19 protein-coding genes and 1 tRNA gene are annotated in these 22,606 nt (G+C 55.3%); 6 read left to right on the forward strand and 14 right to left on the reverse strand.

The annotated features are described in order from the left end of the window. Window positions 1-695: 695 nt before the first annotated feature. The 4 genes from HX866_RS30290 to HX866_RS30305 all read right to left on the reverse strand — a co-directional run bounded on the left by HX866_RS30290 (window position 696) and on the right by HX866_RS30305 (window position 6,963). Window positions 696-4,643: an NACHT domain-containing protein gene (locus tag HX866_RS30290; RefSeq protein ID WP_177092740.1), complete on the reverse strand. Its 3,948-nt coding sequence runs from the start codon at window positions 4,641-4,643 to the stop codon at window positions 696-698. A 474-nt stretch (window positions 4,644-5,117) separates the two neighbouring features. Next, window positions 5,118-5,519 carry a hypothetical protein gene (locus HX866_RS30295; RefSeq protein ID WP_177092741.1) on the reverse strand — a complete coding sequence of 134 codons (402 nt, stop codon included), beginning with the start codon at window positions 5,517-5,519 and terminating at the stop codon, window positions 5,118-5,120. 84 nt (window positions 5,520-5,603) lie between these two features. Beyond that, complete coding sequence (locus HX866_RS30300) at window positions 5,604-6,266, reverse strand: inovirus Gp2 family protein (RefSeq protein WP_256345039.1); 663 nt, start codon at window positions 6,264-6,266, stop codon at window positions 5,604-5,606. A gap of 475 nt (window positions 6,267-6,741) precedes the next feature. Further along, the gene (locus HX866_RS30305) at window positions 6,742-6,963 is read right to left on the reverse strand and encodes an AlpA family transcriptional regulator (protein WP_177092743.1); all 222 of its coding nucleotides are present in this window, start codon (window positions 6,961-6,963) and stop codon (window positions 6,742-6,744) included. Window positions 6,964-7,746: 783 nt separating this feature from the next. Between HX866_RS30305 and HX866_RS30310 the strand changes: the two genes are divergently transcribed. Beyond that, complete coding sequence (locus tag HX866_RS30310; protein WP_177092744.1) at window positions 7,747-8,661, forward strand: hypothetical protein; 915 nt, start codon at window positions 7,747-7,749, stop codon at window positions 8,659-8,661. A gap of 426 nt (window positions 8,662-9,087) precedes the next feature. Here HX866_RS30310 and HX866_RS30315 read toward each other — a convergent pair. The 5 genes from HX866_RS30315 to dapA all read right to left on the reverse strand — a co-directional run bounded on the left by HX866_RS30315 (window position 9,088) and on the right by dapA (window position 12,762). Further along, window positions 9,088-9,177, reverse strand: a tRNA-Ser gene (locus tag HX866_RS30315). Window positions 9,178-9,261: 84 nt separating this feature from the next. Continuing rightward, window positions 9,262-9,972: a phosphoribosylaminoimidazolesuccinocarboxamide synthase gene (purC, locus tag HX866_RS30320; RefSeq protein WP_177092745.1), complete on the reverse strand. Its 711-nt coding sequence runs from the start codon at window positions 9,970-9,972 to the stop codon at window positions 9,262-9,264. Then, the gene (locus HX866_RS30325) at window positions 9,959-10,759 is read right to left on the reverse strand and encodes an MBL fold metallo-hydrolase (RefSeq protein ID WP_177092746.1); all 801 of its coding nucleotides are present in this window, start codon (window positions 10,757-10,759) and stop codon (window positions 9,959-9,961) included. Before HX866_RS30325 ends, purC begins: the two co-directional genes overlap by 14 nt. Before the next feature lie 3 nt (window positions 10,760-10,762). Next, entirely contained in the window at window positions 10,763-11,866 is a 1,104-nt protein-coding gene (bamC, locus tag HX866_RS30330) for an outer membrane protein assembly factor BamC (RefSeq protein WP_177141008.1), read from the reverse strand. A 17-nt stretch (window positions 11,867-11,883) separates the two neighbouring features. Continuing rightward, on the reverse strand, window positions 11,884-12,762 hold the full coding sequence (dapA, locus tag HX866_RS30335) for a 4-hydroxy-tetrahydrodipicolinate synthase (protein ID WP_177092748.1): 879 nt from the start codon (window positions 12,760-12,762) through the stop codon (window positions 11,884-11,886). 327 nt (window positions 12,763-13,089) lie between these two features. Between dapA and HX866_RS30340 the strand changes: the two genes are divergently transcribed. Further along, window positions 13,090-13,650 carry a glycine cleavage system protein R gene (locus HX866_RS30340; RefSeq protein ID WP_121137672.1) on the forward strand — a complete coding sequence of 187 codons (561 nt, stop codon included), beginning with the start codon at window positions 13,090-13,092 and terminating at the stop codon, window positions 13,648-13,650. A 10-nt stretch (window positions 13,651-13,660) separates the two neighbouring features. Then, complete coding sequence (locus HX866_RS30345; protein WP_177124033.1) at window positions 13,661-14,134, forward strand: peroxiredoxin; 474 nt, start codon at window positions 13,661-13,663, stop codon at window positions 14,132-14,134. Between the two features lie 14 nt (window positions 14,135-14,148). Here the strand turns inward: HX866_RS30345 and HX866_RS30350 are convergent, their stop codons facing one another. Continuing rightward, entirely contained in the window at window positions 14,149-14,388 is a 240-nt protein-coding gene (locus HX866_RS30350) for a sulfurtransferase TusA family protein (RefSeq protein WP_103498659.1), read from the reverse strand. A 128-nt stretch (window positions 14,389-14,516) separates the two neighbouring features. Between HX866_RS30350 and HX866_RS30355 the strand changes: the two genes are divergently transcribed. Beyond that, window positions 14,517-15,950 (forward strand): M48 family metalloprotease, encoded by a 1,434-nt coding sequence (locus HX866_RS30355; RefSeq protein ID WP_177092750.1) that lies wholly within the window; start codon window positions 14,517-14,519, stop codon window positions 15,948-15,950. A gap of 47 nt (window positions 15,951-15,997) precedes the next feature. Here the strand turns inward: HX866_RS30355 and nadA are convergent, their stop codons facing one another. Further along, window positions 15,998-17,056 carry a quinolinate synthase NadA gene (gene nadA, locus HX866_RS30360; RefSeq protein WP_177092751.1) on the reverse strand — a complete coding sequence of 353 codons (1,059 nt, stop codon included), beginning with the start codon at window positions 17,054-17,056 and terminating at the stop codon, window positions 15,998-16,000. Between the two features lie 268 nt (window positions 17,057-17,324). Between nadA and coaA the strand changes: the two genes are divergently transcribed. Together coaA and HX866_RS30370 are read left to right on the forward strand one after the other, a co-directional pair. Next, the gene (coaA, locus tag HX866_RS30365) at window positions 17,325-18,227 is read left to right on the forward strand and encodes a type I pantothenate kinase (protein WP_256261165.1); all 903 of its coding nucleotides are present in this window, start codon (window positions 17,325-17,327) and stop codon (window positions 18,225-18,227) included. A 2-nt stretch (window positions 18,228-18,229) separates the two neighbouring features. Continuing rightward, entirely contained in the window at window positions 18,230-18,469 is a 240-nt protein-coding gene (locus HX866_RS30370) for a co-regulatory protein PtrA N-terminal domain-containing protein (RefSeq protein ID WP_177092753.1), read from the forward strand. 44 nt (window positions 18,470-18,513) lie between these two features. On the opposite strand, the gene HX866_RS30375 is transcribed toward HX866_RS30370, so the two are convergent. The 3 genes from HX866_RS30375 to HX866_RS30385 all read right to left on the reverse strand — a co-directional run bounded on the left by HX866_RS30375 (window position 18,514) and on the right by HX866_RS30385 (window position 22,310). Then, window positions 18,514-20,487 carry a putative bifunctional diguanylate cyclase/phosphodiesterase gene (locus HX866_RS30375; protein WP_177092754.1) on the reverse strand — a complete coding sequence of 658 codons (1,974 nt, stop codon included), beginning with the start codon at window positions 20,485-20,487 and terminating at the stop codon, window positions 18,514-18,516. Window positions 20,488-20,653: 166 nt separating this feature from the next. Beyond that, window positions 20,654-21,538 carry a LysR family transcriptional regulator gene (locus tag HX866_RS30380; protein WP_177141009.1) on the reverse strand — a complete coding sequence of 295 codons (885 nt, stop codon included), beginning with the start codon at window positions 21,536-21,538 and terminating at the stop codon, window positions 20,654-20,656. 28 nt (window positions 21,539-21,566) lie between these two features. Continuing rightward, window positions 21,567-22,310 (reverse strand): cysteine hydrolase family protein, encoded by a 744-nt coding sequence (locus HX866_RS30385; protein ID WP_177141010.1) that lies wholly within the window; start codon window positions 22,308-22,310, stop codon window positions 21,567-21,569. Window positions 22,311-22,606 lie beyond the last annotated feature (296 nt).

A 22,606-nucleotide genomic window follows, 5' to 3' on the forward strand; every position in this document is an offset into this window, starting at 1 on the left:
TCTCCAAGAACTCAAAGATTCATGGATCTTGCCTATCTTACCGACCAGCGCCCTGCTGACATACTCAAAACATCTGTAACGGATGCCAACAGCGGATTTCTGACGGTAAAACAGGGTAAGACTAACAAGTACCTGCCAATCTGCTCAGAGAATGGGAGAAATGCGTCTGACCTTAGCAACTTCCTCGATGCCCTGACAGAGCGAAAGCCATTATAAAATTAAAAGTTACAAGTCTGACCACAAACCAACCCAGGCTAATAATGAGTTATATCACACTGAAAAACAGATAGAATGAAGCCCGAGAGAAAGCAGTAATAAACTCAGTCGCCATAGCTGACTCTACACTAGCCGCAGCGATACACAGACTTCCAATTTCGCGATATCCAATCCAAAGAAACAAGTGAAATTCAGGACATTAATCATGCAAGTCGATCACTAACTCAACAGACACGAGAGACGACTAAATGATCCACCTCTGAACAGGCTAAATAGTAATCCCCACAAAGCAAATTACTCCACCTCACCGAATTAAAACTGACAAACCCCGAAAACACACAACGCATACATTAATTAAAAAGAAGATCATCGCCTCACAATAAACATCGCCACAACAAAAAATGCTTTAGCCGTAGACCAGACACCACGACAGAGGAAGTGGCCTCGGCAATTGTAGAACTGCAGAGGCCATTTAAAAACTACTCACTCAACCATGTATCTAAAATCGCTCGCGACTGCACTGGAGCGCTTGAGCGCTCCCTCCAATTTGAAAGTAAACCTTGAATATGTGATCTTGAGTAGTAATCCTCCCGATAGATATGAAGAATCTGGCCAACCAACTCCATCACTTCAACTTTGTTAGGATCAAAAAAACCCAATGAGTACACCAAACTCCCCACATACCAAACTGGTAGCTTGCTCTCGCAAAACAACAAAACCAAGGAGTGATTATTTTTCTCAAAAAATGAATTAGCTACATTTGATTGTTCATCACCCGCTTGACAGATATAACAGCAAAATGCTGCAGCACGGTAGACCGTTTCCAGTTGCTCGTTCGTAAAAAGGCTGACAAGCATGTCATTATCTATCCCATACTGCTCCAACAAGGAATAAGCACTAATATCAAAATCGTCAATACCAGCTCTGCGTTCAGGAGAGATAAATATACGAGCAATCAGAGATAAAAAACCAACTTCCAAAGGCAAATTCAGGATAAATGCTTTAGCACGCCCTCTTTGAAAGGAAACATGCCCATCCAACGATAGCTTTAAAAAAAGCGGCCTGATTTTTTCAGAAAATTCTGGTAATTCTTCAAAAATATAACCCCAGGTACTAAAATAATATACCATGACCTTGGGGTTTTTTACGATCACATCAAACATCAAATCCAAACATTCACGAGACCTGAATCTATAAGGAGCCTCATTAAAATGCTCTGACTGCAACCAGATAGATATAGCTATTAATGGATGATATCTGGAAATAATTTCAAGAGTTTCCACCGAGTCGACAACCCCAACTTCCAAAACATCAAAAACAGCCGGAACATCAAAGCCTTTTAACCTCCCCCCCGACAACAAACGTTCAAACTCATCTTGACTTATCGAGCTAAAGAACCCCAACTGCTCCTTCAACTTATCTCCCGCCATTTCCGTATCAAAATTTATCGGAAGCAGGACTTGAATATATGGTGGGAGAAACATATCACCCAGGCCAAACGACACCATAGTAGACAAGATACTACAAAGGTCCTGCAGGCGTTTCCCCCTGGCAAAGCTGACAACATTTGCCATCAACTTCAAAATTGGCGACCTTATACTTGAACAACCAATGTCGAAATCCATATTCTCAGGAATAGTTTTTGTCTTCCAGTCATGCTCATAGTTTAGGATCGATATGCCATCCAACTTAGCATGGACCTGCTTATTGAATTTTGAAGTATCCGCATGATCAACGAGCAACATAAGTAGCTTAATTTCATCTTCTGAGAGCCCCATCGACCTAGCTATTTCCTCCACGTTTTTTACACGTCTCAAAATACGCACAATAGACCAAAACTCAACTTCACTACTCGGTGCTTCTTCAATAAGCAACTGCAAAGTGCCCTCTAAGAACCAATAACTAATCGATACACCTTCAGAGGCTGCATACATAGAATAATGATCTGCCAAATACGACCTGTAAATTCTATTTATATAATCTACTGAGGAACCAAAAATCTTGGTCTTTACCTCAGATTTTCTAGCGTGGTCATCAGGCAACTTCCTAGCAAGGACGATTGCAGCCCCAATTTGCTCTGGCTCACTGTATTCGAAGAGCGCATCAGCCATACAATTTAAAAGCCACGATAGTGTATGCGGGTGATGCAAAGACAAAATATCAGATATAATTTCCATTTCAACCATTGCATAAAGAGGCACCAGCGCCTCTTTAAATTTCAACCGCGTAATTCTATCCTGCTCAAGCACACCCTCATTTAACAGACGCAACGTTAAAATTGCACCAACACCTAGCCGCCGCTTAAATATTCGTATCGCATGGGAAACGTCACTATCATCAAGACTGCAGATGACCTCTAAAGCAACAGCCAGCTCTGTTGGCCTCATTGTCACAATTAAAGCGCTTACAACAAAATGCATTACCTCCCGCCAATGAGAGTCTCCACCAATCACCTCAAGACGAGAGCGCAGCCGAGAGGGATCAACATTAGAATAAATAAACTCACCTGCAAAAAACTCTTGCAATTGCCGTATATCAAACCTGACAGTTTTATTACTCTCAGGGGTATTTACGAAGACCAGTCGCTCCGTGGTTGCCTCCATCAGCGTTTCAACCAAGTCGTCAACATTATCATCAACATAACGCTCCGTGGTTTGTCTTGCTAGATGGCAAAACTGCTCACGATCTAATGTAGTGTCCGCACCATCACTTATCTCTGCACTTGCGTGCAATGCGATACCCAAGCGTGCATGAATCGCCTTGAGTAAAACGCTATTTTCTCGCAACAGCTTAGAAATCCTTACATCCGGAAAGTTTTTAAGACTTTCTCTTTTTTTCATTACATCATAAAAATTATCAAACAACTCCCATCTTTTCTCGGGCGGTCGCCCGCCATCACGGACCACCACTGCCATAATATGCGACTGCAAAGGTGTCGTCATTAGCTCCCTTACCTGAGCAGACTCCATCGCCGCTGACAATACCTGTATTGCATTTTCGCTTTCAGAATCACTTCTACCAAACCTTATCACGCCTTCAGCACACTTCATTGCGATTTCGGCAGGAAGTGGCACCAAATCTAAAGTAGCTGCATTTAAATATTCAAATTGTCCTGAATAGCCTTGAGGCCTCGTAGTGCACAAAACAAGTATATCTGCATCAAGTTCTGGCAATACTGTATTAGTAAGCCTGATTATTTCATTTGCAACCTCATCTTTTACATCATTCGGAACTTCATCAAGACCATCAAAATTTAGAAACCAGCTCCTTATAGAAAAGGCTTTTTTAAGTGTACCACCTTCAACTTTCTGATCAATTTTCTGCGAAATTTTCTCACACAAATAAGAGAGAACCCCTTTTGCCTCATCATCAGATCTTGCGCCATACCATGACGCATAATCTTTTAATTCAACACTAATTGGAATTCTTGGATTACTTGGTTTGAACCCTAACGCCTCAGCAACTATAAGAAATTCTTTTGCCACATCTAACGTAGCTGGTAAAACCACCGGAGCACTTGGGTCAAGTAGAAGTGTGGCACGCTGAATTTGAGAGAAAAATTGCCCTGCGGTGGACTTACCTTGACCAGGCCCACCTTTTAATAAAATGGCCCTTGCACGTTTGGGAATATTTGACCAAGCACGCCAACCATCTCCATATGAATTCCAAACAGTAGGCCTATGAGCGTTAGCAGAGGTAGCTACAAGTGTCTCCATTATACTTAATTCATCATCAACACATTTATTTTCAGCAGGCAAGTCCACAAAAAGCTCATGAATTTTCGGCCTAACGCCTGAGGAGCCAGCTTGCTCAAGCTTTGTGTATATCTGATCGTTAAACTGATCCAGTATAAGGTGATTTATAATAGGCTTTACCTGTGCAGATGCTTCACCTATTTGATTGTACATTGCGGTCAGCACGTTCCCCGGGGTAAGAAAGTGACCATAATAGGAGGCGGCAGCAGGATCATCTGCAAGAAAATCCAATATCTTCCTCCCCCCCCAAATATCGAACTTTATCTCATCGCCAAAGCACTCAAAAACCAAAGATTTAATCGTATCGTAAGCTCCAGTATTCGGCGTTCCGGAGGGCTCTATATTTGTAGCTATGATCCAGATATCCGGTGCGACTCTAGAATCAGCCCCATCAAACTCTGCGAGCTCTTTTTTAACTTCATTGATGAGCCAAGCTTGAGGATTCTTGGACAAGTGCGACTTATGGAACTTTGATTGAATATACCAGACACCACTCCATCGATCAGTTGTTGATGGATAAGGAGCCTCACCGGACAGCAGCCCATCTCGACCGCCATCGGCGCCTTGCGCGAACCCCGTGACTCCTTTGCCCAACACCTTCAAGGCTAAGTAATTAACTAAATGTTCAAAAGAGTGAGAGTCCAGCTGAGTTAGCTCATAGGTGTCAGTCATGCTTCCATGCTCCAATGGTCTATATAGGCAGTAATTTTTTCAGTGAGAGGCAGATTTCAGACTCCGATAGTAGCAGACAGAATATTCAGCTACAACGCAAGCGTCAGCGATTGTCAAAAATTATTATTTCCATTTTATCTTGCTTACTGAAACTCAATGACATTGCATACAAAATTGATTGAGCTATAGCAACGGTATCACGAGAAAAAAAATAACGTTATTTTACAAAAAATCTAATTACCTAAGAGCTCACAGACTATGAGTTTTTGGCTACGTTGTGGAACACATAAGTTCTTTAAGAGTTGGGGGTGAGGTCGGAATCGAACCAGCGTAGATGGATTTGCAATCCACACGCCCGCGTGGACTAGTAATGCTAGAGACACATCTGCTGGTGCCTAGCCGACATACGTGAGTCCAGTCTGTGGGCTATTGGTGCATATGGCCCAACATTGAGTCAAGCTGACGACCATCACCTCATCCAGTCGCCTCGTCTAGCTCCTGACCACTGAGCAGCAGCCGGATTCTATCGACCAGCGCATTCATCGCTTGAGCAGTGCTTAGGTAGCTCGTTTCCGTACTGTCCATGTATACCATCCCCAACGGGGTGCGTTCGAGCCCAATCTCCTGGTACGCCATCCAGAACACCTCTTGATGTTCGTCATCGCAGCGATTGGCGTACTCCTCGTTAATCTGCGGCACGCAGTCGAATAGCATGGAGAGCGTTGTCGATTTGACCAGCTCATCGCCCAGCTCATCCAGGGTGACCAGGTAGGCCGGCCCGCTCGTGCAAGCGACCGCCTCCATCAGTCGGCCGATGGCGATAGCAACGTGTGATTCAGATAACGGAAGTCGCGGATTGATGTATGGAAGAAGCATGCTCGTACCTGCTGGAGAATAGATCCATTGAGTATGGGATGAGCTCAGTAACTCACCCCTGGCACGAAGCCCAGTGATGTTGGTTCAGCCTCTGCTGCAACCAAACGCCCGGCATCGACTGCCGTAGTCCTTGGTAGCGGCCTTACAGAGGTAGCTCGCTCGATGGAAGTACCGATTCATCTCTGCGGGATCATCCCGAGAGAGGTGGAATGTGGCGTTTGCAGGGATATGCACCAAGCCCTCGACATAGTCGAAGTGAATCCTCAGCGCACTGGCCCATGCGGCCTGGATGCGGGTGTACAAGTTCTCCCGCTCAGATTGAAAGCGTCCCACCGTGTGGAACGCATCCCTGTTGAGCAGCAGGACGAAGTGGAAGTGCGGGCGCCCTTCCTGTCCGACCTCTCTGACCCAGCACCAGCGAACGCTTGTCTGATGGGCAGAGCCATTCAGACGCTTGGCGCGCTCACGTGCAATTTCAATCCTTACAGACAAGGAAGCGACAAACCTGGAGATAACGGCGTTGCTTGATGCAGGTGGCAGATAGTCATTTGGAAAGCGCAGATCGAAACGTAGCGCGAACACCTGACGATGGGCGCTCAGTGCCAACTGAGTGGTTTCAAGAAGGCTGTCGAGGTATTCAGTAATGAAGGGGACGTGGAATGCCATCACGGGTAGACCGCGGAAGGTGTTCTCGTAGTACAGATGAAGGTTGCTGTTGCCGGGGTGACGCTTGGGCTGGTGCGCCATGGAGGATGATCCGCTGAGTGAATTCATAGACTCAGTGGGCTGGGTATTTATTTACGATTCGATCTACCTGGGGGACTGACCTCGGCTCAGCGTATGGCGCTGATCCTGTCACTGGATGAGCAACGCCGGGATGACTGAGCGCGTGGCACTTACCCCATTGAGGGGTAAGCCTGATAGGTCTCTGAATGGAGCTTGTAGATTGGTAACCGCATTGGATGAACAAGACGTATGAGCTGACGCTACAAATATCTCGTATAAATATTACTTACGACTATAAATCATATAAATAATACTAATACCGAAATCTGCTACCCCACTCCCGCAAGGGAGTGGGGTAGCGAAGTGCCAGAGAACGAGGGATGAATGGGACTATTTCAGTGATTCAGATACTCTGGAAATAAACTACTGATTGGAGCCATTCGATCAGCACGAACGCCGACCGAATGACTGGGTGCAAGCTCAGCCCATCGACTGATCACGCAGCCTTTAGCTGTGACACCGAAGCGAGAGACTCGTGAGTATCACGGGCCTCGATCCTGGCCATAACCCAACCCATCACTTCGCTTTCAACCCAGCCGACAGCCCTGTCACCCAATGACACTGGCTTCGGAAAGCTCCCCTCGCTGATGTACTTGTAGATCGTGGACCGACCCAGGCCGGTGGCGTGCTTGACGTCTTTCAGGCGAATGATCCTCATGAACTGGCTCCTCTGTATTCCGTTCAGAGGATTGGGAGATCCTGTAAAGAAATACGCGCCACGCCCATCAGAGCGTGAACCCTCCTGGTTTGCCGAAAAGTTCTCGGGGGGGGGGGGCTGAATCAGCACCGGCATCTCCTGCGCTGAAGTAGTGGCCGCAAACTGGCGTCACTTAGCGTAAGAGCTTAAATGGCCAGTGGCGGTTGAGCCAGCACATCCATTTCCGCATCAGGCAGTTTCACTGATTCCTTAGCCAGACCAGGATGCGCGACGACGAATCAATTCTGCCGTGCATAGACCAAGGATCGTCTATGCACGCACCTGGCGATGACCGTCGCCTCAGCCGTCCACCCAAGACGACAGATGCCTACCTCAATCATTCGCTCCGCGTAGTAAGCGAGTCTCACTGGGACTGGCGGACACGGCCCATCAACGCCCGCATAGCGCCGCCAACCTCACCAATACTCGATACATCCCCCAGGAGCATTGCAAAGCATCACTGGCGTCCTCATGAGAGCTCCCAAAAATGGCCTTCCTAAAAGCCGTAGCGATTCACATGGTGAAGGTCCGCTATCTACTGTTAAAACACTGAAAATAACGGCTACAAAGCCTTTATTCATTAACTATCAAAGATAAATAAAAACCTAGAATATTCATAGAGTAAATATAGAGCCGTATTTGATTTACCATAGATAGTCTATAGGTTATACCTAGAATTCAGATAGAATCACGAACTCAAATGATAACAATTCTCAACAGAGAATTTACAAATAGGCTTTTGCCATGGGAAAGAAGGATGGTCTTGTCTTTAACGATGACTGGCACGATGAGCTGGCACGACTGCTCGACGAGCACCAGCCGAACAATCGTCATGACATTTGGTTATGGTTACACCTATGCCGCGACGAGCAAGCCGGCTTCGACCCTGCCAGCTGCAACGGCAGGACCATGCGAAATGAAATCGCCCGATGGCTGAAAGACAAGACTGATCTCCGCACAGACATCCCGTCACTAAAGGACAGGCGTCTGGTTCCAGACGCCAAGTTAAAGTGGGTTGACGAAGGTGAAAGGCAGTATCGATGGCTGCTGCACAGAGTTGTGGGCATCACTGCTTCAAGGCCTCCTCGGGAGCTACCTGACGGTTTAGAGCACCTCACCGACAAAAATCGCTTCATCGCCATGCTCGATCTCTGGGGTGTCAACCTTAAAATTAAATCAGATGCCATCGAAGATCTTCGCAACGCTTGGTGTAAACACAAAGCGAAGGACCGTGACTTCGAGTGGTTCGAAGACAAAAAGGACGGCGCCCGACGCTGCAAATGTGCCTGGGAGTGGCTAGAGAAAAACCATACCCCCCTACCTGAAGAGCAGCGCCCCATCAGCAACTACCAAGAACTGCTCATGTTCTTCGACCAAGCTTATCTTCGAAGCTATGAACAGAAGACGATGATCCAAGAGATCAAGAAGCGATGGAGTCGCCAGCAGTTCGATGATCGCAACGCTGACAAGAAGCAAGTTAACATCATGCTGTCGAAAACAGTCATCACTCTTCTTGATGAACTGGCCAAAAAGCATGATCAGAAACGAGCCCAAGTCCTAGAGCACCTAATAACGATGGCGTCCGAGCAAGGCATGATAGAAAAAACACTTCACCCGTCACGCACCGGAAGAGGCAGCGACAGAGACCGGCAGCAGTAAACCGACGCAAACATCCCCCAAGCGATCATTGATGTAGCCCAGTCGCCCACCCTGCGCCTCAGAGCCAAAAGGCTCTAAGCGCAGGGTCGGAGCCCACTTCAGCACTCATGAGTGATAAGACCAATCCAGTGACCGACGATCACTGTTAGTGAAAGCCAGCAGGCACAGCGACTCAATACAGGGATTGCGACATGACGACGATAGAGTGCAGACCGACCACGCACAGCAAGGCCGCAGATGGCTAGGTCGCGCACGTCATACGATCTGATGAGTATTTTTATGCCAGACGCTCACACCGCTGCATTCACACCCCTTTAAAGGGCGGCGGAGCAAAATCACACAAAAGCAGAGTGGGGGAACAAATGGGGGAACAGAAACCACAGAAAGCAAAAAGGCCCCATAAAATGGGGCCTTTAAGTACAAGTATGGCGGAGAGATAGGGATTCGAACCCTAGGTACCGGTGAAGGTACAACGGATTTCGAATCCGTCCCATTCGGCCACTCTGGCATCTCTCCAACGGCGCGCATCATAACAACACTTTTGCCGGAAGCGAAGCCCCAATTGCAAAAAAATTACGTGCTATCAGATGCTTGCGTCGATTACAGCGGTACACCCAGACGATTGGCGACTTCTTCGTAGGCTTCGATGACATCACCGAGCCCCTGGCGGAAGCGGTCCTTGTCCATCTTCTTGCGTGTTTCCTTGTCCCACAGGCGGCAGCCATCCGGGCTGAACTCGTCGCCCAGGACGATCTGGCCGTGGAATACGCCGAACTCCAGCTTGAAGTCCACCAGCAGCAGGCCGGCTTCGTCGAACAGCTGGCTCAGCACTTCATTGACCTTGAGCGACAGCTCCTTCATTCGAACAAGCTGCTCGGCAGTCCCCCAACCGAACGCCACGACGTGGGATTCGTTGATGAACGGGTCGCCCTTGGCGTCGTCCTTGAGGAACAGTTCGAAGGTGTAGGGGTTGAGCTTCAAGCCCTCTTCCACGCCCAGACGCTTGACCAGGCTGCCGGCCGCGTAGTTGCGCACCACGCATTCCACCGGGATCATGTCGAGCTTCTTCACCAGGCATTCGTTATCGCCCAGCAGCTTGTCGAACTGGGTCGGGATACCGGCCGCTTCGAGCTTCTGCATGATGAAGGCGTTGAACTTGTTGTTGACCATGCCCTTGCGGTCCAGCTGTTCGATGCGCTTGCCGTCGAACGCCGAGGTGTCGTTGCGAAACAGCAGGATCAAACGGTCGGCGTCATCGGTCTTGTAAACCGATTTGGCTTTGCCGCGGTAGAGTTCTTCACGTTTTTCCATGATGGGCTCCGCTTGTTAAGTTGTTGGGCCAGGCGATATGTCGCCAGTCGAGCCCTGAATCTTGATCGGCCAATTGCAGCCAGTCCGGGTCGCACCCAAGGGTGTCGACAAAACATTGCCGGGCCAGCCGCGGCAGGTTGTTCTTGCTGCTGAGGTGGGCCAGTACCAGGTGTTGCAGGTCTTGCCAGCCCAACTCGGCCACCAGGCTCGCGGCCTGGTGGTTGTTCAAATGTCCCAGCTCGCCACCGACCCGCTGCTTGAGAAAAGCCGGGTAATGCCCACGACCCAGCAGGTCGCGGCAATGGTTGGACTCGATCATCAAGGCATCGAGACCGCTGTAGCTGTCCATGACCCGGCCACAATAGGAACCCAGGTCGGTCAGCAGGCCGAAACGCCGTTGACCGTCACTGAACACGTACTGCGTCGGCTCAAGAGCATCGTGGGCCACCGACACCACTTCGATGCTCAAGGCGCCCACCTGCAAGGTCTCGCCACCCGCCACGAAACCGGCGGGCTCGATGGGCTTGCGCAGGCCGCGCAAGGTGCCACGGCTCAGGTACACCGGTAGATTGTAGCGCCGAGACAGCAAACCCACGCCATGCACGTGGTCGGCATGTTCGTGGGTGACCAGAATCGCACTCAATTGCGTCGGGCTCACCCCAAGGCGAGCCAGACGTCGTTCGGTTTCCCGTAGCGAGAAACCACAATCGACCAGGATCAGCGTGTCTTCACTGGCGATCAGCGTGCCGTTCCCTTGGCTACCACTGCCGAGAACGGCAAAGCGCACCGATCAGCCCAGGTTGTCTTGAATCACGCCCAACACGCGACGGGCCACATCGGCCGGTGCCACGGTGTTGATGTCTTTCTCGACGGTGACCTGGACGCTGTCGCCGACCTTGCTCAGGCGAACCTGATAACGCACGGCACGGGTTTCGATCTCTTCCTTGCTCGGTTTGCTGCCGAACAGACGACCGAAGAAACCAGGCTCTTCGCTCTTCTTCTCGGATTTTTCCGCCAAGTTGATGTAGTACAGGCCCAGGCTGCGGTTGATGTCTTCGACACGCCACTCACCCTGCTCCAGCGCACGGCCGACACTCGACCAGGCACGGTCGAGGTCTTCACCGACGTTGAGCACCGGGTTGCCGCTGCCATCCTGGCTCAGGCTGACACGGCTCGGGGTATCGAAATCACGCGCGGCCAGCAACGACACCGAACCGCCCTTCTCGGCGCTGCGGCTCATGCTCGAGAGCATTTCGTCGACCAGGGCCGAGTCCAGGCCGAGGTTGACCGAGTGCGGAGTGAAATCGACGTTGGCGGTGCTGCCGACCGGGCGCTGGGCACTGACCACGTAGACTTCACTGGTATTGCGCTGCACGCCCGGTTCGATACGAACCCGTACGCGGGTTTCGTTGTCACCCGCGGCCAGGCGCTTGCCCATGGCTGCGGAGAGTTCGTCGGAACGCTGCCAGGCAGTGGTGAATTCCCCGGTCTGTGGGCGCTGTGCGTCGATCCGGAAACCGTTGTCCTGGAAGAACTGCAACGCCACTGGCCAGACTTCGGCCGGCGTGTGCTGGGCCATGACCCAACGCGTATCGCCGCTTTTCTGCAGGCTGTAGTCACTGGCGCTGGCCGCGACCTGCAAAGGCAGCGGACGCGGTACTTCGAACGGGCCCTTGGTGGTGTCGTCGGCGACGTTGCGCGGAATCGGCAGCAGGGGGTCAAGGTGCTTATCGACGCTGACACCCGCTGGCAGCTGCATGGCCGGCGTCTGTTTCGAATCCAGGTAATCGCTGCCGCGGTCGCGGAAATAACCTTCCGGGCCCCAAATCCAGGCGCAGCCACTGGTGCTGGAGATAATCAAGGCAAGTGCAGAAAGTCCGGCCAATCGCTTCATGCGGGGTATTTCCTCAATTAAACCAGGACGCCGGACTGGCGCATGGCCTGCCGCAGCGGTTCGTGACAGGCAGCGCTGAGCCAGGTGAGCGGCAGACGGATACCGTCCGGCATCAAGCCCATCTCATGCAGTGCCCATTTCACGGGGATAGGATTGGATTCGATGAACAGGGTCTTGTTCAGCGGCATCAGTTTTTGGTGGATCGCCCGGGCCTCGTCGGCCTTGCCGGCCATGGCAGCGGCACACAGGTCGCTCATTTCACGGGGTGCGACGTTGGCGGTTACCGAGATGTTGCCCTTGCCGCCGAGCAGGATCAGCTCGACCGCGGTGGCATCATCACCGGAGTACACCAGGAAATCACTGCTGACACCCGCCAGGATGGCCTTGGCCCGCTCCAGATCACCGGTGGCTTCCTTGATGCCGATGATGTTCGGCACGCTCGACAAGCGAATCACGGTCTCTGCCTGCATGTCGCACGCGGTACGACCCGGAACGTTGTAGAGGATCTGCGGGATGTCGACGGCTTCGGCGATGGCGCGGAAATGCTGGTACAAGCCTTCCTGGGTCGGCTTGTTGTAATAAGGAGTCACCAGCAGGCACGCATCGGCGCCGGCGGTTTTCGCATTGATGGTCAGCTCGATCGCTTCACGCGTCGAATTGGCGCCCGTACCGGCAATCACCGGGATACGTCCTGCCACCTGATCAACCACGCGACGAATCACTTCGATATGCTCGTTCACATCGAGAGTGGCCGACTCACCTGTGGTGCCGACCGCGACAATGGCGTTGGTGCCGTTTTGCAGGTGGAAGTCCACCAGTTTGCTCAGGCTGTCCCAGTCAAGACGACCCTGTGCATCCATGGGTGTGACCAGTGCCACCATACTGCCCGCAATCATGCAACCGCTCCTGCCGGAAAAAGAGAGCGGTAATGGTACTGGCGCCATCAGGCTTGTACAAGCGAAGTACTGTCTATGAGCATTCCCCTGAGCGCAGGTTTTCGCTACCCTTCAGACTTTGATCGGTACTGAGTCCCTCATGTGCCGGGTTCCAGCCTCCATTTTCGCTGCCCAAAGCCCGATCAGGCCTGGCCGCTGCCCGTCCTCTGCGAGGCGGCACCCGGCGCCAACGCTCGATCCCAGGCCTCGCCATGCGCATCCGGACAGCCGAACCCAGCCCGCGACCGACGCCAAGGTATCGACCGCTCATCGCTCTAGGAATGCTGCATGTCCACCCCCACAGTCCGCGAACAATTCCTTGTTATCAGTGCCCTCGGCGCCAACCCCATGGAGCTGACCAACGTCCTGTGCCGCGCCAGCCATGAAAATCGTTGCGCCGTCGTAACCTCACGCCTGACCCGCCATGGCGAGTACAGCGCGCTGGTCCTGCAGATTTCCGGTAGCTGGGACGCCTTGGCGCGTCTTGAAGCCGGTTTGCCGAACCTGGCGAAGAAACACGCCTTCATCGTCAGCGTGGTGCGCAGCGGCGCCCTGGAGAATCGTCCCCAGGCGCTACCGTACGTCGCTTATGTCAGCTCGGCCTACCGCTCGGACATCATCAACGAGCTGTGCCAGTTCTTCATGGACCACAACGTCGAGCTGGAAAACCTGACCTGCGACACGTACCTGGCGCCCCAGACCGGCGGCACCATGCTCAACGCCACCTTTACCGTGACCCTGCCTGCCGGTGTGCAGATCAGCTGGTTGCGCGATCAGTTCCTGGACTTCGCCGACGCGATGAACCTCGACGCGCTGATCGAACCGTGGCGCCCACAGAACCCAATGTAAGGAAACCTCCATGGCTGTCGTGATCGATCAACCCGTCGCCGATTTCCAGGCACCGGCCACCAGTGGGCAGGCCGTCAGCCTCGCGGGCCTCAAGGGCAAGCAGGTGGTGATCTATTTCTACCCCAAGGACAGCACCCCGGGCTGCACCACCGAGGGCCAGGGCTTTCGTGACCAGTACGCGGCCTTCCAGGCGGCCAACACCGAAGTCTTCGGTGTGTCTCGCGACAGCCTGAAGTCCCACGAGAACTTCAAGGGCAAGCAGGAATTCCCCTTCGAGCTGATCAGCGACAAGGACGAAGCCGTCTGCCAGCTGTTCGACGTGATCAAGCTGAAGAAACTCTACGGCAAGGAATACCTGGGCGTGGACCGCAGCACCTTTCTGATTGATGCCCAAGGCGTTCTGCGCCAGGAATGGCGCGGCGTGAAGGTTCCAGGCCATGTCGATGCCGTGCTGGCAGCGGCCCAGGCACTGCACAAGGCCTGAGCCGACGCGGGGCCTCAGGCCTTGCGCAACCAGTAACGATAAACGCCGGACGCTTCCTCTTCATGAATCAGGATGTGTCCGGCGAGCCTGGCGAAAGTGCGAAAATCGCGCTGCGATCCGGCATCGGTGGCAATCACCTTGAGCACCGCGCCACTGGCCAGGCGATTGAGCTCCAGCTTGGCCTTGAGCAACGGCAGCGGGCAGTTCAGGCCACTGGCGTCCAGCTCGGCGTCGTGCTCTACAACTTCGGTCATTGCTTCACTCCTGGCGCGGTGCCGGATGGTCGATTCGAGGCACCTAGGATACCGCAAGTGGAAGGGGCTCTGGTCGCAAGCCCGGCGTCCAGCTACAGTAAGGACTTTGTCGACTCAGAGCCCTGTGCATGACCTTTCTGCGCCCCACCCTGTTGACGCTCGCCTGCCTGCTCGCCTCTCCTGGCTTCGCCGACGACCTGCCGTCACTCGGCGACGCCAGTTCCGCCATTGTCTCCCCGCAACAGGAGTTCCAGCTGGGGCGTGCCTGGCTGAGCCTGTTGCGCAGCGAGGTCAAGCAACTCAATGACCCGCAGCTCAAGGATTACGTCGAGACCACCGTCTACAAGCTGGCGGAAAGCAGCCAGGTCCAGGACCGGCGCCTGGTGTTCATCCTGATCGACAGCAACCAGCTCAACGCCTTCGCAGCCCCTGGCGGGATTATCGGGATCAACGGCGGACTGTTCCTCAATGCCCAGACCGAAGGCGAATACGCTGCGGTCCTGGCCCACGAACTGGCGCACTTGTCACAACGCCACTTCGCCCGGGGCGTGGAAGCCCAGCAACGCATGCAACTGCCGATGATGGCGGCACTGCTGACCGGGATCGTCATCGCCGCGGCGGGCGGCGGTGACGCTGGCATCGCCACCATCGCCGGCACCCAGGCTGCGGCGTTCCAGGAGAAGCAGCGATTCTCGCGCCAGAACGAACAGGAAGCCGACCGTATCGGCATCCTCACCCTGGAAAAAGCCGGTTACGACCCACGCTCGATGCCGACCATGTTCGAGCGCCTGATGCGTATCTACCGCTTCGATGCCAAGCCGCCAGAGTTCCTGCTGACCCACCCGGTCACCGAATCGCGGATCGCCGACACCCGCAACCGGGCCGAGCAATCCAAGCCCGGCGGTATTGAAGACAGCCAGCGTTACCAACTGATTCGGGCCCGGGTGATACTTTCCTACGAAGACTCGCCAGGCCTGGCGGCCAAGCGCTTTCGCGCGCAACTGGACGAAAACCCCAAGTCCGACGTGGCGCGTTATGGCCTGGCCATCGCGCAGCTCAAGGGGACGCAGTTGAACGAAGCGCGTGCGACCCTCAAGCCGCTGCTGGACAAGTCGCCCAACGACATCACCTACAACCTGGCGCAGATAGACCTGGACACGGCGGCCAGCCGTTTCCCCGAAGCGATGCAGCGGGTCGACAAGATGCTGCTGCAATATCCCGCCAGCTATCCGCTCAAGCAGGAACGCATCGACCTGCTGATCAAGCAGAACCACCCGGCCGAGGCGGAAAAGGCCCTGGACGACTTGCTGAAGGCGCGTCCGGATGATCCGGACGTCTGGTACCAGCTCGCCGAAACCCGTGGCCAGTCCGGCAATATCATCGGTCTGCACCAGGCACGCGCCGAGTACTTTGCATTGGTGGGTGACTTCAAGCAGGCGATCCAGCAATTGGACTTCGCCAAGCGCCGCGCGCCGAACTTTCAACTGGCCTCACGCATTGATGCGCGCCAGAAGGAGCTGATTGATCAGGAGCGTATGGTCAAGGAGATGATGGGCGGCTGATACACACAACCTGTAGGAGCCGGCTTGCCGGCTCCTACAAATTCCCGTCAGGCATTGCCTGCCAGTTTCAAGCGCGCAGCCTGGGTGAAATCCAGCATGCGCTTGAGCGGGCGCACCGCACGGGGAATGATCGCCGGGTCGACGAAAATCTCATTGGTGCCCTCACGCAGGCACTGCAAGGTGCGCTCAAGGGTATTCATGGCCATCCATGGGCAATGCGCGCAACTGCGGCATGCCGCGCCGTTACCGGCGGTCGGTGCCTCGATGAATACCTTGTCCGGACACAGCTGCTGCATCTTGTAGAAAATGCCGCGGTCGGTGGCCACGATAAAGGTCTTGTTCGGCAGACGCTGCGCGGCCGCAATCAACTGGCTGGTGGAACCTACCGCATCGGCCAGGTCGATCACCGATTCCGGCGATTCCGGATGCACCAGGATCGCCGCCTCGGGATACAGCGCCTTCATGTCTTCCAACTGCTTGGACTTGAATTCCTCGTGGACGATGCAAGCGCCGTCCCAGAGCAACATATCGGCGCCGGTTTCCTTCTGGATATAGCGCCCCAGATGCTTGTCCGGCGCCCAGATAATGGTTTCGCCGTTGTCCATCAGGCTCTCGACGATCTCCAACGCACAACTGGAGGTCACCACCCAGTCGGCCCGCGCCTTCACCGCCGCCGAGGTGTTGGCATAGACCACCACCGTGCGCTCGGGATGCTGGTCGCAGAACGCGGAAAACTCGTCCACCGGACAGCCCAGGTCCAGCGAGCAGGTCGCTTCCAGGGTCGGCATCAGGATGCGTTTTTCCGGGGTGAGGATCTTGGCGGTCTCGCCCATGAAACGTACACCGGCCACCAGCACGGTCTTGGCCGGGTGCGCGGCACCGAAACGGGCCATTTCCAGGGAGTCGGAGACACAGCCACCGGTTTCCTCGGCCAGCGCCTGGATCACCGGATCGCAATAGAAGTGGGCCACCAGCACCGCGTCCTGGGCCTTGAGCTCGGCGGCGATATCCGCGCGTAGCTGCGCCTCTTCGGCGGCACTCAGAGGTTTGGGTTGCTTGGCGTCAAGGTGGGCTTGAACCAGAAGGCGTTCGGAAATCTGCGTCATGTTCGCAAGACCTGCAGGCGCGAGAGCGCGAAAGTCGAGTATACCCCGGCCCCCGCCCCTTTCCGAGACGGGATATTAGGTGCAACGTATGGACCGGGAGAGTGAATCCATCAGGCATGGACTGCTTTGCAGCGCCGCAAGGCTACAGAATATCCAATCAATTCAAAAGATTATTCTGATCTTCGGACAAGTGGGGGCAAAGCGTTGGATAATCCGCCCATTGAAGAGGCCTGGACGGCAACCGATGATACCCGATGACTACCTCGTAATGACCCGCAACGAGTGGGCGGAACTGCGTGCAAGCACGCCGCTGACCCTCTCGGAAGACGATCTGTCGGCGTTACGTGGCGTGAACGAAGACGTCTCCCTGGAAGATGTCGCCAACGTCTATCTGCCCCTGTCGCGGCTGATCAACCTGCACATCGGCGCCGCGCGCCAATTGACGGGCATCCGCGACACCTTTCTCGGTCGCCCGACCCACCGCGGCCCGTACATCGTGGCCATCGCCGGCAGCGTTGCCGTCGGCAAGAGCACCTTTGCCCGCGTGCTGCAGGCGGTGATGGCACGCTGGCCGGATCACCCGAACGTCGCCCTGGTCACCACCGACGGTTTCCTCTACCCCAACAGCAAGCTGGTGGCCGATGGCATCATGCACCGCAAGGGTTTTCCGGAGAGCTACGATCGCAAGCACATGGTCAAGTTCCTGGCCGCGGTGAAAGCCGGCGAGCACAATATCGAGGCGCCGATCTACTCCCATGTCAGCTACGACATCGTGCCCGACCAGTACCAGGTGATCGACCAGCCGGACATCCTGATCTTCGAAGGCCTCAACGTCCTGCAGACCGATGGCGTCGACGGGCAGAAGCCCTCTACAATCGTCTCCGACTTCTTCGACTTCTCGGTGTACCTGGATGCCGATGAACAAGACATCGAACACTGGTACGTGGCGCGCTTCCTGATGCTGCAGAAAACCTCATTCCGCGCCCGCGGCGCCTACTTCCGCAAACTGGCCGACCTGACGCCCGAGGAAGCCCCCGAAGCCGCGCGGCAGATCTGGCGGGATATCAACCGCGTCAACCTGCTGGAAAACATCCTGCCAACCCGCGAGCGTGCCGATCTGGTGCTGCGCAAGGCGGCAGACCATTCGGTCAGCGAAATCTGGTTACGTTGATCATGAAGCCCTTCAACCTGTTCTTGAGCCTGGCCTTGCTGATCGCCCCCGCCGCGGCCCTCGCCGAAGGCGGTAGCAGCAAGGTGACCGCGCGCATGCAAGCCCAACGCGACCAGTCGATGGCACGCTTCCTCGAACGTGAAGATGCCAAGACGATTGTCAGCGCCCAGGAAGCCGCCAAGGCCCGCGCGGAGGCCCGAATAGCGAACTCGGCCATCGACAGATCCGTAGACCAGCCCTGAGCAATACCGACAGTACGCTGTCGAAGTCGGGGCGGGCGCTCGGGTTACGCCGAACCCCGCGCCTGTAAGGCCACCCATTCTCCACGCCGCGCTTCAGCCTGCGCCAACCAGACCAGAGTGTCGGCGAAAGCCACGGGACGACAGAAGAAAAAGCCCTGCACCTGCATGCACCCCAGGCTGCGCAGGGCATTGAGCTCCTCCTGCGTCTCAACCCCCTCGACCACGCACTCCAGTTCCATATCCAGGCTCAAGGCCACCAGCGACTTGACGATTTTATAGCTCGCGGGCTTGGTATGAAGCTCGGTGACGAAGCTGCGATCGATCTTGAGTTTGGTCAGCGCCAGGGCATGCAACTGACTCAGGCTTGAATAACCCGTGCCGAAATCGTCCAGCGAGATACCGCAGCCCAGCTTGCGAAACTGCCCGATTGCCCATTGCACCTGGGGGATGTCCTGCATGATGGCGGTTTCGGTGATTTCCAGGTCCAGATGCGCCGGATTGAAGCCACTGGCGTTGATCACGTCGATAATCGACTGCACACTGTCGCGAGAGCCGCAGTCATGGACCGACAGATTGAATGAAAGCCGCATCCCGTGTGGCCACATCCGCGCCATGCCCAGCGCCTGCCTCAACAAGGGCAGCGTGAGGCGATTGATCAGGCCGATGCGTTCGGCAATGGGAATGAACTGCGCAGGGGAGACCTGGCCCAGCTCCGGGCTGTTCCAGCGGGCCAAGGCCTCGAAGGCGATGGTCTCACGACTGCGACAGTCGAGGATCGGCTGGAACAGCACGAAGAACTCCTTGTCCAGCACCGCCCTGCGCAACGCCTGCTCGGTGACGGCATCGCGCTGCAACTGCTCGCGGTGGCTGGCCGAAAACAGGCACATCGACCCCGGGTTATGGCGCTTACCTTGATAAAGCGCATAGTCGGCGTATTCGAACAGCTCTATGGCACTGGCGGCGCCATGGGGAAACGTGGCGATGCCCAGGGTGGCGCCGATCTGGATCGGCACGTCGACCAGCAAAAACTCCACGTGCAATTGCTCGCAGACGGCCTTGCCGAAAGCCTGCAAATCTTCGTCGCTGAGATCGCCTTCGAGCACCAGGGCGAACTCATCCCCACCCAGCCGTGCCACATGCAGCGTGGCCCCGGCCAACTGCAGCAAACGCCGACCGACCATGATCAGAATCTTGTCGCCGACGCTGTGGCCGTAGAGATCGTTCACGGGTTTGAAGCCATCGAGATCGAGGATACCGACGGCGAGGCGCTTGTCCTTGGCGATCGCCTGGCTCATGGCGCTCTCCAGGGTGGTGAAGAACTGTCGTCGGTTGGGCAGCCCGGTCAGGCTGTCCTGATTGGCCAGTCGCAGGTTCTCGTTGCTCAGCTGTTCGGTTTGCGCCTGCACATTCACCAAACGGGTGAAGTCACGATAGTGGTGCTGCAGGATGATCAGCATCGCCAACGACACCAGCAGGATATTCACCGCCGTGGCAATAAAAGCCGGGTTGTGGGTAGACGCGAAAAAAATCACGAACGCCAGGTTGACCACCAGCGAGGTGGTCAACGCCGCGGGTCGCAGGTGCATCATGCAAAAAATGCAGACGATGACCGTAATCCCCATGAAAAAGGCGATTTGCGACTGTGAGTAAGCGTCGCCGTAGGGGTACAGGGCCAAGGACCAGGCGGTGAAGGCGCCGGCCACGATCGGCACCAGATGATTGGTTCGCCGCAGGGAGGCGAGGATCTGTGCATCGGCCGGCAGGCGCCCGGAACAACGCAACCACATACGTGCGCGCAGCACACAGGCCAGCGTCATGATCAGCGGGATGACGAATGACAACCAAAAGGGCGCGGTGGCCAGATGAGTGACGGCCAGCGCCCACATGTTGAGCAACAAGACCAGGTACATCAGCGGCAGTTGCCGAGACAAGGCAACGTACTGAGCCCGGAGCAGGTTGGGATTGTCATGGGGTACGGACATGAGGGTCCGCAGCGTATCCAGGAGCAGTCTTATCATTCGCAATGCCTCTCTGTCTGCGCAGTGAAGGCGTGCAGCGCTCGTCCCTTTCAGGTAGCCGACCGACAATAAAGGCCTGCTCAATACCAATGTCGGCGTTGGTGCTGCTTTCTTTAAGAACAAACGACGGCAGGCGACGGACGAGCTTCTCGAGGGTGCACTTGAGTCACTTGAGATAGTAATCGGCAATGAAATCCACAAACGCCCGCACCTTGGGTGCCAGATAACGGGATTGCGGATAGATCGCGTAATAATGCCGTTCACCCAACGAGTAGTTCGGCAGGATCGAAACCAGCCCTCCCTCGGCGAGGTCGCTACGCACCGTGGCCTGGGTGAAACAGGCGATGCCGGCGCCGGCGAGTGTCGCAGCGTGCAGGGCGCTGATGGTGTTGCTGCGGAACTGACCGACGGGCGTGACCCTGACCATGGCTCCACGAGCGGAGCTCAACTCCCAGTCCGAAGACGCCCCGATAAACGTCAGCAAGCGATGCTTGTCGAGTTCCTGGGCCGTACGCGGTAAACCCTGGCTGCGGATATAGGCGGGAGAAGCCACCAGAACCTGTTTGGAGACCGTCAGGGTACGGGCGATCAAGGTGGTGTCCGCCAGGCTGCTGGCGATCCGTATGGCGACATCAAAGCCTTCGGCGACCAGATCGACGAACTGATCATCGCAGCACAGCTCCAGCTCGATATCGGGGTAACGCTTCTGGAACCCCGGCAGCCAGTGCGGCAGATCCAGGGTGCCGACCACCAAGGGCACGCTGACCCGCAAAAGGCCTTCCGGGCGTTGATGCCCCTGGGCCATGGCCTGGGAGGCCGCGTCGACCCGGTCGAGGATATCGACACACGCCACGTAGTACTGCTCCCCTGCCCCGGTCAGACTGAAACGCCGGGTATTGCGATTGATCAACTGAACGCCCAGCTCAGTCTCCAGTTGTTGCAACAGCCGTGAAATCGTCGAGTGGGTGGTGTCCAGGAGCTCTGCCGCGGCAGAGAAGCCCTTGGCTTCGACAATGCACCGAAAGGCGCGCATGGCGGATAACTGGTTCATGAAGCGGGCGTTCCGAAGTCAGGGTTGATCACTTGACCGGCAAGGCAACGATCTGCGAAGTACTCACCACCGAACCGAAGGTGTCTTCGATCTCGGCCAGCGCCGAGTTGTGCAACTCGTCCGGGGTCACGGAATGGCCGTTGGCACGGGTGATAGCACGGGTTGCAGTGGCGTCGGATGCTACCACGACGCTATAACCCAACGGCACGGCATCACGGGCGGCACCCGCCACACAAGCGTGGGTCATCAGGCCGGAGATGATCAGGGTCTTGATTCCGGCCTTGTTCAGTTGAGCATCCAGATCCGTGCTGGCGAATACGCTGACGGTGGTCTTCTGAATAACCTTGTCCTGCGGGCGCGGCGTCATCTGCGGATGGAAGTCGACAGTCTTGCCATCAATGGCGAACACCGCCGCCCCCGCAGGCGCAATGTGCTGCACGTGGATCACCGGGATATGTTCCTTGTCGGCGAAGGCGATCAGGCGCTGGGTATTTTCCAGGGCTTTCATGCCATCCGGGATTGGCATGCGGCCGGTGAAGTATTCGTTCTGGAAATCGATCACCAGCAGCGCGGTGGTTTTCGGGTCCAGATGATCCGTCGGCTGGGCACCGAACATGGCGCGGATGGTTGGGTGTGGATTGACCGGTGCATCCGTGGCGTTAGCGGACTGGGCGGCGCCCATCATCAGGCCGAGACCGGCGATGACGGATTTGAACAAGGTGGAAAACGAACGTCCGGAGGCGGTCGCTTGAAACAGAGTGGAGCGGATCATGATGAGCTTCCTTTGGAGGGAGATTGGCTAACTGGAGCTCAGTCTAAGAAGCCGGTCTTGCAGCAACAATGCACTAATCGGAACAATATTTGTTTGATAAATGCACAGATAAGAATCAAAAAACACCCATCGATAACGAGCAAAAAAAATCCGGAAGTTCTCACTTTCGAGCCTTCCGGATTTTCTTCTACAACAAATATTGTGGGTCGGCGCGGATAAGGGAGGCTCGCCCACCGAGTCTGAAAATAAATCTGTCCCGAATGGCATTCTGCAGAGCGCGGTCAGCCGCTGGCGCT

Source organism: Pseudomonas gingeri (assembly GCF_013386165.1).
Lineage (GTDB): Bacteria > Pseudomonadota > Gammaproteobacteria > Pseudomonadales > Pseudomonadaceae > Aquipseudomonas > Aquipseudomonas gingeri_C.

Bases quoted from the DNA above. Each gene is read 5' to 3' on its own strand.
- HX866_RS30300 (WP_256345039.1), bottom strand. From the start codon at position 6,266: ATGGCGCACCAGCCCAAGCGTCACCCCGGCAACAGCAACCTTCATCTG.
- bamC (WP_177141008.1), bottom strand. From the start codon at position 11,866: ATGAAGCGATTGGCCGGACTTTCTGCACTTGCCTTGATTATCTCCAGC.
- purC (WP_177092745.1), bottom strand. From the start codon at position 9,972: ATGGAAAAACGTGAAGAACTCTACCGCGGCAAAGCCAAATCGGTTTAC.
- HX866_RS30380 (WP_177141009.1), bottom strand. From the start codon at position 21,538: ATGAACCAGTTATCCGCCATGCGCGCCTTTCGGTGCATTGTCGAAGCC.
- HX866_RS30385 (WP_177141010.1), bottom strand. From the start codon at position 22,310: ATGATCCGCTCCACTCTGTTTCAAGCGACCGCCTCCGGACGTTCGTTT.
- HX866_RS30310 (WP_177092744.1), top strand. From the start codon at position 7,747: ATGGGAAAGAAGGATGGTCTTGTCTTTAACGATGACTGGCACGATGAG.
- HX866_RS30355 (WP_177092750.1), top strand. From the start codon at position 14,517: ATGACCTTTCTGCGCCCCACCCTGTTGACGCTCGCCTGCCTGCTCGCC.
- HX866_RS30290 (WP_177092740.1), bottom strand. From the start codon at position 4,643: ATGACTGACACCTATGAGCTAACTCAGCTGGACTCTCACTCTTTTGAA.
- HX866_RS30345 (WP_177124033.1), top strand. From the start codon at position 13,661: ATGGCTGTCGTGATCGATCAACCCGTCGCCGATTTCCAGGCACCGGCC.
- nadA (WP_177092751.1), bottom strand. From the start codon at position 17,056: ATGACGCAGATTTCCGAACGCCTTCTGGTTCAAGCCCACCTTGACGCC.
- coaA (WP_256261165.1), top strand. From the start codon at position 17,325: ATGACCCGCAACGAGTGGGCGGAACTGCGTGCAAGCACGCCGCTGACC.
- HX866_RS30340 (WP_121137672.1), top strand. From the start codon at position 13,090: ATGTCCACCCCCACAGTCCGCGAACAATTCCTTGTTATCAGTGCCCTC.
- HX866_RS30375 (WP_177092754.1), bottom strand. From the start codon at position 20,487: ATGATAAGACTGCTCCTGGATACGCTGCGGACCCTCATGTCCGTACCC.
- HX866_RS30370 (WP_177092753.1), top strand. From the start codon at position 18,230: ATGAAGCCCTTCAACCTGTTCTTGAGCCTGGCCTTGCTGATCGCCCCC.
- HX866_RS30295 (WP_177092741.1), bottom strand. From the start codon at position 5,519: ATGCTTCTTCCATACATCAATCCGCGACTTCCGTTATCTGAATCACAC.
- dapA (WP_177092748.1), bottom strand. From the start codon at position 12,762: ATGATTGCGGGCAGTATGGTGGCACTGGTCACACCCATGGATGCACAG.
- HX866_RS30350 (WP_103498659.1), bottom strand. From the start codon at position 14,388: ATGACCGAAGTTGTAGAGCACGACGCCGAGCTGGACGCCAGTGGCCTG.
- HX866_RS30305 (WP_177092743.1), bottom strand. From the start codon at position 6,963: ATGAGGATCATTCGCCTGAAAGACGTCAAGCACGCCACCGGCCTGGGT.